At 73.1% G+C, this 11,141-nt stretch carries 11 protein-coding genes; 3 read left to right on the forward strand and 8 right to left on the reverse strand.

Annotation, left to right across the window (positions count from 1 at the left end):
- Positions 1-11 precede the first annotated feature (11 nt).
- The 3 genes from ACFYU9_RS13865 to ACFYU9_RS13875 form a co-directional block, all read right to left on the reverse strand.
- A complete protein-coding gene (locus ACFYU9_RS13865) occupies positions 12-1,664 on the reverse strand; it encodes a phospho-sugar mutase (protein WP_389344687.1) in 1,653 nt (550 codons plus the stop codon).
- 250 nt (positions 1,665-1,914) lie between these two features.
- A complete protein-coding gene (locus tag ACFYU9_RS13870) occupies positions 1,915-2,718 on the reverse strand; it encodes a purine-nucleoside phosphorylase (RefSeq protein ID WP_389204625.1) in 804 nt (267 codons plus the stop codon).
- Between the two features lie 182 nt (positions 2,719-2,900).
- Entirely contained in the window at positions 2,901-3,338 is a 438-nt protein-coding gene (locus tag ACFYU9_RS13875) for a gamma-glutamylcyclotransferase (protein ID WP_389204624.1), read from the reverse strand.
- Positions 3,339-3,544: 206 nt separating this feature from the next.
- Here ACFYU9_RS13875 and ACFYU9_RS13880 point away from each other — a divergent pair, with 206 nt between their 5' ends.
- Complete coding sequence (locus ACFYU9_RS13880) at positions 3,545-4,984, forward strand: NAD(P)H-quinone dehydrogenase (RefSeq protein ID WP_389204623.1); 1,440 nt, start codon at positions 3,545-3,547, stop codon at positions 4,982-4,984.
- A gap of 214 nt (positions 4,985-5,198) precedes the next feature.
- The gene (locus tag ACFYU9_RS13885; RefSeq protein ID WP_389205265.1) at positions 5,199-6,131 is read left to right on the forward strand and encodes a DeoR/GlpR family DNA-binding transcription regulator; all 933 of its coding nucleotides are present in this window, start codon (positions 5,199-5,201) and stop codon (positions 6,129-6,131) included.
- 113 nt (positions 6,132-6,244) lie between these two features.
- Here ACFYU9_RS13885 and ACFYU9_RS13890 read toward each other — a convergent pair whose 3' ends face one another.
- Positions 6,245-6,790 carry a TetR/AcrR family transcriptional regulator gene (locus ACFYU9_RS13890; protein ID WP_389204622.1) on the reverse strand — a complete coding sequence of 182 codons (546 nt, stop codon included), beginning with the start codon at positions 6,788-6,790 and terminating at the stop codon, positions 6,245-6,247.
- 93 nt (positions 6,791-6,883) lie between these two features.
- Positions 6,884-8,638: an acetyl/propionyl/methylcrotonyl-CoA carboxylase subunit alpha gene (locus ACFYU9_RS13895; protein WP_389344689.1), complete on the reverse strand. Its 1,755-nt coding sequence runs from the start codon at positions 8,636-8,638 to the stop codon at positions 6,884-6,886.
- A 414-nt stretch (positions 8,639-9,052) separates the two neighbouring features.
- On the opposite strand from ACFYU9_RS13895, the gene ACFYU9_RS13900 reads away from it, so the two are divergent.
- Positions 9,053-9,481, forward strand: coding sequence for a hypothetical protein (locus ACFYU9_RS13900; protein WP_389344691.1), 429 nt, complete (start codon positions 9,053-9,055; stop codon positions 9,479-9,481).
- 85 nt (positions 9,482-9,566) lie between these two features.
- On the opposite strand, the gene ACFYU9_RS13905 is transcribed toward ACFYU9_RS13900, so the two are convergent.
- The 3 genes from ACFYU9_RS13905 to ACFYU9_RS13915 all read right to left on the reverse strand — a co-directional run bounded on the left by ACFYU9_RS13905 (position 9,567) and on the right by ACFYU9_RS13915 (position 11,141).
- Positions 9,567-10,172 (reverse strand): nucleoside triphosphate pyrophosphatase, encoded by a 606-nt coding sequence (locus ACFYU9_RS13905; RefSeq protein ID WP_389204619.1) that lies wholly within the window; start codon positions 10,170-10,172, stop codon positions 9,567-9,569.
- A 100-nt stretch (positions 10,173-10,272) separates the two neighbouring features.
- Complete coding sequence (mmpB, locus tag ACFYU9_RS13910; RefSeq protein WP_389204618.1) at positions 10,273-10,401, reverse strand: morphogenic membrane protein MmpB; 129 nt, start codon at positions 10,399-10,401, stop codon at positions 10,273-10,275.
- Between the two features lie 89 nt (positions 10,402-10,490).
- Positions 10,491-11,141, reverse strand: a complete 651-nt coding sequence (locus tag ACFYU9_RS13915) for a TetR/AcrR family transcriptional regulator (protein ID WP_389204617.1) — start codon at positions 11,139-11,141, stop codon at positions 10,491-10,493.

The raw sequence follows: 11,141 nt of genomic DNA on the forward strand, positions 1-11,141 counted from the left end.
TCAGGCGCGGATCACAGCCCCGCGGCCTCGGCCAGGTCCTTCTTGACCGAGGCGAGGACGCCGGCGGCCGTCGTGCGGGCCGCCGCCAGCTCGCTCGCGTCGGCGACCGGGACCACGACCTCCAGGTAGCACTTGAGCTTGGGCTCGGTGCCCGACGGGCGGACGATCACCCGGGCCTTGTAGTCGCCCTCCAGGTGGTAGCGCAGACCGTCGGTCGGCGGCAGCGACTCGGTGCCCTTCGTCAGGTCCTCCGCCGAGACGACCGTCAGACCGGCCAGCTTCACCGGGGGCTTCTCGCGCAGCGCCGTCATCGCGTTCGCGATGACGCTCAGGTCCTCGACGCGCACCGACAGCTGGTCCGTGGCGTGCAGGCCGTGCGCCACCGCCAGGTCGTCGAGCAGATCGGTGAGCGTGCGGTCCTGCTCCTTCAGCTCCGAGGCCAGCTCGGCGACGAGCAGCGCCGCCGTGATGCCGTCCTTGTCGCGGACGCCCTCCGGGTCGACGCAGTAGCCGAGCGCCTCCTCGTAGCCGTACCGCAGGCCGTCGACGCGGGCGATCCACTTGAAGCCGGTCAGCGTCTCCTCGTAGCCGACGCCCGCCGCCTCGGCGATCCGGCCGAGCAGCGACGACGACACGATCGACTCGGCGAACACGCCCCGCGCGCCCTTGTGCACCAGGTGCGCCGCGAGCAGCGCGCCCACCTCGTCGCCGCGGAGCATCCGCCAGCCGCCCTCGGCGGACGCGTCCGGCACGGCCACCGCGCAGCGGTCGGCGTCCGGGTCGTTCGCGATCACGATGTCCGGGTCCACCGCGCGCGCCGCCTCGAAGGCGAGGTCCATCGCGCCCGGCTCCTCCGGGTTCGGGAACGCGACCGTCGGGAACGCCGGGTCCGGGTCCGCCTGCTCGGCGACCAGCGCCGGCGGCGGGAAGCCGTGCCGGCCGAACGCCGCCGTCAGGACGTCCTTGCCGACGCCGTGCATGGCCGTGTAGACGGTCCGCACCGTGCGCGGCGAGCCGGGCGTGAGCACGTGGTCCGTGCGCTCCAGGTACGCGTCGAGGACCTCGTCACCGAGGGTCTCCCAGCCGCTGTCCGGGCGCGGAACGTCGGCCAGCGCGCGCACCGCGTCGATCCGGGCGGCGATCTCCGCGTCCGCCGGCGGCACGATCTGCGAGCCGTCGCCCAGGTACACCTTGTAGCCGTTGTCGCGCGGCGGGTTGTGGCTCGCGGTCACCTCGACGCCCGCGACGGCACCCAGATGCCTTATGGCGTACGCCAGGACGGGCGTCGGCAGCGGGCGCGGCAGCAGCGCGGCGCGCAGGCCCGCGCCGGTCATCACGGCGGCGGTGTCGCGCGCGAAGTCGGCGGACTTGTAGCGGGCGTCGTAGCCGACGACCACGAGGCCGCCGGTGTGCCCCTTCGCCTTCAGGTACGCGGCGAGGCCCGCGGCGGCGCGGATGACCACGGCGCGGTTCATCCGCATCGGCCCCGCGCCGAGCTCGCCACGGAGTCCGGCGGTGCCGAACTGCAGCGTTCCGGCGAAGCGCTCGGCGAGCTCGCCGGTGGCGCCGCGGTCGAGGAGTGCGGCGAGTTCGTCGCGGGTCTCCTGGTCGGGGTCCTCGGCGAGCCACGCCTGGGCCCGGGCGAGGAGGTCGTCCTGCGTCACGGTGGTGTGCCTTTCGGGGGGTGGTGCGGGAGGGAGGGCGGCGGGTGCCGCTGCGCGGAGCCTTTCCCCACCCCGCCCCTTCCCGTAACCGGGGCTCCGCCCCCGGGCCCCGCGCCTCGACCGCCGGCCGGCTGGATTTCCGCCCGCCGGGCGAAATCCAGCCCGCCCGGCGATCGAGGGCACGGCCGCAGGGCCGTCCGGGGTCCGGGGGCTTGCCCCCGGTTTCGGGAAGGGGCGGGTGGGGGAGACCTCAGATCCGGTTGAGCACCCGCGTCAGCAGCTCGCCCATGCGCGCCGCCGAGTCGCGGCCCGCCTGGAGGACCTCCTCGTGGTTCAGCGGCTCGCCCGAGAGCCCCGCGGCGAGGTTGGTGACGAGGGAGATGCCGAGGACCTCGGCGCCGGCCTCGCGGGCGGCGATGGCCTCGAGGACGGTGGACATGCCGACGAGGTCGCCGCCGAGGACGCGGACCATGTTGATCTCGGCCGGGGTCTCGTAGTGCGGGCCGGGGAACTGGACGTAGACGCCCTCCTCCAGCGTCTCGTCGATCTCCTTGCACAGCGCGCGCAGCTTCGGCGAGTACAGGTCGGTCAGGTCGACGAAGTTCGCGCCGACGATCGGCGATGCGGCCGTCAGGTTGAGGTGGTCGCTGATGAGGACGGGCTGGCCGGGGCGCATGCCCTCGCGCAGGCCGCCGCAGCCGTTGGTGAGGACGATGGTCTTGCAGCCGGCGGCGACGGCGGTGCGGACGCCGTGCGCGACGGCGGCGACACCGCGGCCCTCGTAGTAGTGGGTGCGGCCGAGGAAGACCAGGGCGCGCTTGTCGCCGATCTTGTACGAGCGGACCTTGCCGCCGTGGCCCTCGACGGCCGGCGGCGGGAAGCCGGGCAGCTCGGTGACCGCGAACTCGGCCTCGGGCGTGCCGAGCGCGTCGGCGGCGGGGGCCCAGCCGGAGCCCATCACCAGGGCGACGTCGTGGTTCTCGACACCGGTCAGCTCGCGCAGGCGCGCGGCGGCGGCCTCGGCGGCCTCGTACGGGGTGGCAGTAGCGTTCACTGACTCTCTCGCCTCGGGGAGGGGGTCCGAGGGGGGCCCCGGACGGATTCGATTCGATTCGCGCAGAAGCCTAGCCCGATAATTCCTACGCGCGTAGATGACGGCGCGCACGGAGCCGCGATCGTTGTCTTGTCGTTTCCGACGAATAGCCGACGAATAACCGGCGAACCGTGCGCTCCGCTTCAGCAGGGGCGCTTGCGCAGCTCCATCACGTAGTCGTGCGGCGCGCCCGCCGACTCCGCCGCGTCCGCGATCTCGCCCAGGTAGCGGGCCGAGGGCAGCCCGCCCTCGTAGGCGTTGAGCACGTACACCCAGGCGGGCTCCTCGCCGTCCAGGGTGTGCACCCGCACCCGCATCCGCCGGTAGATGTCGAGGCCGACGCCCTCCCAGCGGTCCATGGAGTCCTCGTCCATCGGAGCGATGTCGTACAGCGCGACGAAGACCTGGGAGCGCGGGGCCTCCACGAGCGTGACGAGCGCGCCCTCCCAGCCCATCTGCTCCCCGCCGAAGGTCAGCCGCCAGCCGTTCAGCCAGCCGGTGCCGCGCAGCGGCGAGTGCGGTGCGCGGCGGCTCATCAGCCGCGCGTCGAGGTTGCCGGCGTAGGCGGCGTAGAGCGACATGGGGTCGAGGGTACGGGAGGGGGCGGGGTGGCCGTCGAAGTCCGGGGACGGTCCCGGGGCGGAGGGGGCGCACGGCCCCGGCGCGTGGCACCGCCGCGCGTGCGCGACAATGGGGTACGCACTTGAAGCGTGCGGGACAATGGCGTACGCACTGCAGCCCAGCGGGGGACCCCCCGGCAGAACGAGAGCGCGAGGCGTAGATCCCAGTGACCCGGATCGTGATCATCGGCGGCGGACCCGGCGGATACGAGGCGGCCCTGGTGGGCGCCCAACTCGGCGCGGAGGTGACCGTCGTCGACTGCGACGGACTCGGCGGCGCGTCCGTCCTGACCGACTGCGTCCCCTCCAAGACCCTGATCGCCACCGCCGAGGTGATGACCACCTTCGACTCCTCCTACGAGGAGCTGGGCATCATCGTCGCGGACGACACCCCGCCCCTGGAGCAGGCCGCCCGTGTGGTCGGCGTGGACCTGGGCAAGGTCAACCGACGGGTGAAGCGCCTCGCGCTGGCCCAGTCGCACGACATCACCGCCTCGGTGACCCGGGCCGGCGCCCGGGTGCTGCGCGGCCGCGGCCGGCTCGACGGGCGGCAGGCGCTCGACGGTTCGCGCCAGGTGGTCGTGACCGCCGCCGACGGCAGCGAGGAGACGCTGACCGCGGACGCCGTCCTGATCGCCACCGGCGGGCACCCGCGCGAGCTGCCGGACGCCAAGCCGGACGGCGAGCGGATCCTGAACTGGACGCAGGTCTACGACCTCAAGGAGCTCCCGGAGGAGCTCATCGTGGTCGGTTCCGGTGTCACCGGCGCCGAGTTCGCCGGCGCCTACCAGGCACTCGGCTCCCGTGTCACGCTCGTTTCCAGCCGTGACCGCGTGCTGCCGGGCGAGGACCCGGACGCGGCCGCCGTCCTGGAGGACGTGTTCCGCCGCCGTGGCATGAACGTCATGGCCCGCTCCCGCGCCGAGTCCGCCAAGCGGGTCGGCGACCGGGTCGAGGTCACCCTCTCCGACGGCCGGGTCATCTCCGGCACGCACTGCCTGATGGCCGTCGGCGCCATCCCGAACACCGCGGGCATGGGCCTGGAGGAGGCCGGCGTCCGGCTGAAGGACTCCGGGCACATCTGGACCGACAAGGTGTCCCGCACCACCGCCCCCGGCGTCTACGCGGCCGGCGACGTCACCGGCGTCTTCGCGCTCGCCTCGGTGGCGGCCATGCAGGGCCGCATCGCCATGTACCACTTCCTCGGCGACGCGGTGACCCCGCTCAACCTGAAGACGGTCTCCTCGAACGTCTTCACCGACCCCGAGATCGCCACCGTCGGCTACACCCAGGCCGACGTGGACGCGGGCAAGATCGAGGCCCGGGTCGTCAAGCTGCCGCTGCTGCGCAACCCGCGCGCGAAGATGCAGGGCATCCGGGACGGCTTCGTCAAGATCTTCTGCCGCCCGGGCACCGGCATCGTGGTCGGCGGCTGCGTCGTCTCCCCGCGCGCCTCCGAGCTGATCCACCCGATCTCGATCGCGGTCGACAACAATCTGACGGTCGAGCAGATCGCAAATGCTTTCACCGTGTACCCCTCTCTGTCGGGCTCGATCGCGGAAGTGGCACGGCAGTTGCACACCCGAAAGACCGCCGGACAGGCCTGACGGCCCGGTCGGTCACCGCCCCCGCCTGCGGGAACGGTTCGCCGACTCGGACAACCCCCGGCAAGCCGGGGCATAGAACGATCAACGGACGGGGTCCCCATATCACTTGGGGACCCCGTCTGTGTCCAACTTCTGCTTTTCGGCCCGAAGTGCCGTCGGTCACGTTACTGTCGGTTTCGTGTTCGCTGCAGAACGTCGCCAGTTGATCCTCGAAATGGTGCGCGCCAATGGAGCCGTGTCGCTCCGCGAGCTCGCCCGCGTCGTCCAGACCTCAGAAGTGACCGTACGGCGAGACGTGCGGGCTCTGGAGGCAGAAGGACTCCTCGACCGCCGGCACGGCGGTGCGGTACTGCCGGGCGGGCTCACGCGCGAGTCCGGCTTCCCGCAGAAATCCCATCTCGCGACCGCCGAGAAGACGGCCATCGCCGACGTCGCCGCGACCCTCGTGGAGGAGGGTGAGGCCATCGTCGTCGGCGCCGGCACCACCACCCAGGAGCTGGCCCGCCGGCTCGCCCGGGTGCCCGGACTCACCGTCGTCACCAACTCCCTGCTCGTCGCCCAGGCCCTCGCCCACGCCAACCGGGTCGAGGTCGTCATGACCGGCGGCACCCTGCGCGGCTCCAACTACGCGCTCGTGGGCAGCGGGGCCGAGCAGTCGCTCCAGGGACTGCGGGTCTCCCGGGCCTTCCTGTCGGGCAGCGGGCTGACCGCCGAGCGCGGCCTGTCCACGTCCAACATGCTCTCCGCGAGCGTGGACCGGGCGCTGGTCCAGGCGGCGGCGGAGGTCGTGGTGCTCGCCGACCACACCAAGCTCGGCACCGACACCATGTTCCAGACGGTGCCGACCGACGTCATCACCCGCCTGGTCACGGACGAGCCACCGGTCCACGACGAGCGCGCCGCCACCGAGCTCCAGGCCCTCGCCGACCAGGGCGTCCAGATCGCCGTGGCCGGCACCGGAGCGCCCGCGCACGGGAGCGAGCAGCACCCGCCGCCCGGCGGCGGCCGCCCGCGCCGTGACGTCCCGCTGCCCGGCCAGCGCGGCCGGCTGCCCGGCGGCCAGTTCCGCGGCGGCCCGGGCGGCCTCCCGGGCGAGGTCCTCGCGCCCGAACGGGCGGTACGGGTCGCGGACATGCGCCGCCGCTAGGGGGTGTCCTGTCGATCAGGCCGGATCAGGGAGCGGCGTCCGGTGGCGCGGTGCCAGGGGTCGCGTGCCCGGCCTGATCGACAAGACACCCCCTGGCCCACGCACCCGAGGCGCTACGGCTTCAGGCCCCGTACGGTCAGGTCCAGCAGCCGGTCCGCCAACTCCGGCTCCTCCGGAGAGCGTTCGGCGGCCAGCGCGATCGCGTTGGCGAGCTGGATCAGGTCGCCGATCGACACGTCCGCGCGCACCGTGCCCGCCGCGCGGGCCCGTTCGAGCAGCCGGGTGCCGGCCGCGCGCAGCGGCTCGCGGCACTCGGAGAGCGCCGAACTCCCGTCGGCCGACGCGGACATGAGCGCGATCGACAGACCGTGGTACTCGCTCGCGTGGGCGATCAGGTTGCGCAGCCAGGTCATCAGCGCGACGCACGGGTCCGGCTCCTCGGCCAGCTCGGCCGAGCGGCGCAGGAGCGCGTCGAGGGCGTCCTGGAAGACCGCGCCGAGCAGCGCCTCGCGGCTGGGGAAGTGCCGGTAGAGGGTGCCGATGCCGACCCCGGCGCGGCGCGCGATGTCCTCCAGCGACGCGTCCGTGCCGTGCGCGGCGAAGGCGGCACGGGCCTCGGCGAGCAGCCGGTCGTGGTTGCGGCGCGCGTCGGCTCGCATGAGACCTCCTGGGCAGCGGTACGGCGAAGGGCCCGCCGGCGTCACCGCCCACGGGCCCTTCTCACCGTACCCCGGCCGGAACCGGGGCCCGGATCAGTCCTTGATCTCGCAGATCGCGGCGCCGGACGTGATGGACGCGCCGACCTCGGCGGACAGGCCCTTCACGGTGCCGGCCTTGTGCGCGTTGAGCGGCTGCTCCATCTTCATGGCCTCCAGGACGACGATCAGGTCGCCCTCCTTGACCTCCGCGCCCTCCTCGACGGCCACCTTGACGATGGTGCCCTGCATCGGGGAGGCGAGGGTGTCGCCGGAGGCGGTCGGGCCGGACTTCTTGGCGGCGCGACGCTTCGGCTTGGCGCCGGCGGCCAGACCCGTACGGGCCAGGGTCATGCCCAGCGACGACGGCAGGGAGACCTCGAGGCGCTTGCCGCCGACCTCGACGACGATCGTCTCGCGGCCGGTCTCGTCCTCGTCGGCCTCGCCGCCCGCCGGGGCGAACGGCTTGATCTCGTTGACGAACTCGGTCTCGATCCACCGGGTGTGGACGCGGAACGGGTCGGCGGTGAACGCCGGGTCGACCACGGCGGCCTGGTGGAACGGGATGGCCGTGGCCATGCCCGCGACCTTGAACTCGGCGAGCGCGCGGGCGGCGCGCTGCAGCGCCTGCTCGCGGGTGGCGCCGGTGACGATCAGCTTGGCCAGCAGCGAGTCCCAGGCCGGGCCGATGACCGAGCCGGACTCGACGCCCGCGTCCAGACGGACGCCGGGGCCGGTCGGCGGCTGGAAGAGGGTGACGGTGCCGGGCGCGGGCAGGAAGTTGCGGCCCGGGTCCTCGCCGTTGATGCGGAACTCGAACGAGTGACCGCGGACGGCCGGGTCGCCGTAGCCGAGCTCCTCGCCGTCGGCGATCCGGAACATCTCGCGGACCAGGTCGATGCCGGTGACCTCTTCGGTGACCGGGTGCTCGACCTGGAGGCGGGTGTTGACCTCCAGGAAGGAGATCGTGCCGTCGGTGCCGACGAGGAACTCGACGGTGCCGGCGCCGACGTAGCCGGCCTCCTTGAGGATGGCCTTGGACGCCGCGTACAGCTCGGCGTTCTGCTCGTCCGTCAGGAACGGCGCCGGGGCCTCCTCGACCAGCTTCTGGTGGCGGCGCTGCAGCGAGCAGTCACGGGTCGAGACGACGACCACGTTGCCGTGCGAGTCGGCGAGGCACTGGGTCTCGACGTGGCGCGGCTTGTCGAGGTAGCGCTCGACGAAGCACTCGCCGCGGCCGAAGGCGGCGACGGCCTCGCGGACGGCCGAGTCGTAGAGCTCCGGCACCTCTTCGAGGGTGCGGGCGACCTTCAGACCGCGGCCACCGCCACCGAAGGCGGCCTTGATCGCGATCGGCAGGCCGTGCTCCTCGGCGAAGGCGACGACCTCGTCGGCACCGGAGACCGGGTCCGGCGTGCCGGCCACCAGCGGGGCGCCGGCGCGCTGCGCGATGTGACGGGCGGCGACCTTGTCACCGAGGTCACGGATGGCCTGCGGCGGCGGGCCGATCCAGATCAGGCCCGCGTCGAGCACGGCCTGGGCGAATTCGGCGTTCTCGGAGAGGAAGCCGTAGCCCGGGTGGATGGCGTCGGCGCCCGAGTCGGCGGCCGCCTGGAGCACCTTGGCCATGTCCAGGTAACTGGTGGCCGGGGTGTCACCGCCCAGGGCGAACGCCTCGTCGGCCGCGCGGACGTGCAGAGCGTCCCGGTCCGGATCGGCGTAGACGGCTACGCTGGCGATCCCGGCGTCCCGGCATGCCCGGGCGACGCGGACAGCGATTTCGCCACGGTTGGCGATGAGCACCTTGCGCACGATGGCTCCCTCCTTGAAACAAGCTGAGTTTAGGGACTGCCGACACGGCCTTTCGACCCGTCCCCAGTGGTGAGCTTGCCCACACGGAGCGTGATGCCAGGCTTGCTCGGGTCGTGAAATCCCTTGTCGCACCACGGTACGCAGGGATTCATTACGGCACAGTAGCTCCGAGGTGTGGCGCAGGTCTCTGTTCCTGGGGCCAGTCGCCAAACGGGTTTCTTTGTGGAGTCCCTACGAATGGCGCAATGATTCTTTGCGCTCGCGCCGGAGTCTGCCTGGAGTCTGCCTGGAGTTCGCGGCCGGTTCCCGGGCGTGGCGCGAACCCTTGTCCGAGGTTTTACCGGCCAGTAGCCTCTCCGGTGACCTGCGTACCGCAGGTAACAGTCGGAATCAGGGGTTCAGGGGGTGGCCGAGGTGGCCCGCAGACCGATAGCGATCGTGACGGCGCTGGTGCTCTTCCTGGAGGCGCCGGGCATCGTGGCGATCAACGCGGTCATGGCCCGCTTCGTGCGGGGCCAGTCGATGTCCCTGAACGGACTCGACCCCGAACTCATGTACCGGGGCACCTGGGGCCTCGGCCTCGGCTCCGGCGCCCTGCTGCTGCTCTGCGGCCTCGTTCCGCTCGTCGCCGCGATCCGCGACCGCCGGCCCGGCCGCGCCGGCCGGATCCTGCTCATCGGCTGCGCGGTCGTGCACGGCGTGCTCGGCGCGGTCGCGGTCGGCCTGCTCGGCTGGGCGGCCTTCGCGTTCCTGATGCTGGTGGTCGGCCTGATCGTGCTCACGCTGGTGGCGTACGGCGAGGGCGCGGCCGACAGGAAGACGGCCGCGCCCCGGGCGGCGTAGGTCCCGCGGGGCCCGTACGGCTCAACATCTGCCCGCCTCAAGGTCCGTACGGCTCAGGACCGGCCCGCCTCAAGGCCCGTACGGCTCAGGCCCAGAGGTCGGTGATCGCCACGTCCAGCTTCGCCAGCAGGCGGCGCAGCAGCGGCAGCGAGAGGCCGATGACGTTGCCCGGGTCGCCGTCGATGCCGTCGATGAACGGCGCCGAGCGGCCGTCGAGCGTGAACGCGCCCGCCACGTGCAGCGGTTCGCCGCTCGCCACGTACGCGGCGATCTCGGCGTCCGAGGGCTCGCCGAAGCGGACCACGGTGGAGGCGGTGGCCGACTCGTAGCGCTTGGCCGCCGTGTCGTACACGCAGTGGCCGGTCTGGAGGATGCCGACCCGGCCGCGCATCGACTTCCAGCGCGCGACGGCCTCCTCGGCGTCGGCCGGCTTGCCGAGCGCCTGCTTGTCCAGCTCCAGGACCGAGTCGCAGCCGATCACCAGGGCGCCGAACGCCTCGGGCCGCGCGGCCACGTGGGCGGCCTTGGCCTCGGCGAGGGCGAGGGCCAGCTCGGCCGGGGTCGGCGCGGTCATCTTGTCCTCGTCGACACCGCTCACGATCACCTCGGGGGCGAGGCCGGCCTGCCGGAGCAGTCCGAGCCGGGCGGGAGAGGCGGAGGCGAGCACGACACGGCGGCGGTCAGCAGTCATGGCAGCAGCGTATCCAGCGAGGGTGTCGCCGTGCTCGCCGCACACCGGACGGGCCCGGGGGCGGCCGCGGCCTGCACGGCCCTGATCCGCCCGGTGCGCCCTAATGGGCGCCGACCACGAACATCAGCACCACCATCGCGACCGCGAGCAGGACGCCGGCGCGGCGCAGCATCGCCGCCATGTCGCGGAGTTCCTCCGGGGGTTCGTCGTCGGGGTCGGACCAGAGCATGATCCGATCCTGCGGCTCGGCGGGCCGGGGCGCCTGAGTACGGGTACTCAAGCGTCCCGGTGCGGGGGACTAGTCCCGGCCGTCGCGCGCTAGTCCCGGCCGTCGCGCGCGGTGGCGAACGCGCCCGCCGCCGCGGCGGCCAGCGCGGCGAGGACGGCCCGCTCGGCGTCGGCGGGCCGCAGCTCCTCGCGGCTGATCGCGAAGCGGTAGTAGAGCGGCGCCGAGACGGCCCGCAGGAGTTCGAGGGCGTCGGTGTCGGCGGCGAGTTCGCCGCGGTCCACGGCGCGGCTCACGACGGGGGCCCATTCGGCCAGCCGGGTGCGGTAGAAGCCGCGCAGGGCGCTCGCGCAGACCGGGTCGCAGGCGGCCGCCGCGATCACGGCGCGGAAGAGGGCGGCGAGCCGCGGGTCGGTGAGCGAGTCGTGCACCAGGTCGGCGTTGGCCTGGAGGTCGCCCGCGAGGCTGCCGGTGTCGGCGGACGGCAGCGAGCGCTCGGCCATGTCGCGCAGCAGGTCGGTGACGAGCCCCACGGGGGAGCCCCAGCGGCGGTAGACGGTGGTCTTGCCGACGCCCGCGCTCGCGGCGATCTGGTCCATGTTCAGGGTGTGGAAGCCCGCGGTCACCAGGGCGTCCTCGGTGGCGTCGAGGACGGCTCTGCGGACCTTCGCGGTGCGGCCGCCGGGGCGCACGGTGCCGGGCCCGGCCGGCAGGCTCTCACTCAAACGGGTCTCCTGTTCCAT

The sequence above is a fragment of the Streptomyces sp. NPDC004327 genome (genome assembly GCF_042873935.1).
Lineage (GTDB): Bacteria > Actinomycetota > Actinomycetes > Streptomycetales > Streptomycetaceae > Streptomyces.

Bases quoted from the DNA above. Each gene is read 5' to 3' on its own strand.
- ACFYU9_RS13905 (WP_389204619.1), bottom strand. From the start codon at position 10,172: ATGACTGCTGACCGCCGCCGTGTCGTGCTCGCCTCCGCCTCTCCCGCC.
- ACFYU9_RS13885 (WP_389205265.1), top strand. From the start codon at position 5,199: ATGGTGCGCGCCAATGGAGCCGTGTCGCTCCGCGAGCTCGCCCGCGTC.
- mmpB (WP_389204618.1), bottom strand. From the start codon at position 10,401: ATGCTCTGGTCCGACCCCGACGACGAACCCCCGGAGGAACTCCGCGAC.
- ACFYU9_RS13875 (WP_389204624.1), bottom strand. From the start codon at position 3,338: ATGTCGCTCTACGCCGCCTACGCCGGCAACCTCGACGCGCGGCTGATG.
- ACFYU9_RS13915 (WP_389204617.1), bottom strand. From the start codon at position 11,141: ATGGAACAGGAGACCCGTTTGAGTGAGAGCCTGCCGGCCGGGCCCGGC.
- ACFYU9_RS13890 (WP_389204622.1), bottom strand. From the start codon at position 6,790: ATGCGAGCCGACGCGCGCCGCAACCACGACCGGCTGCTCGCCGAGGCC.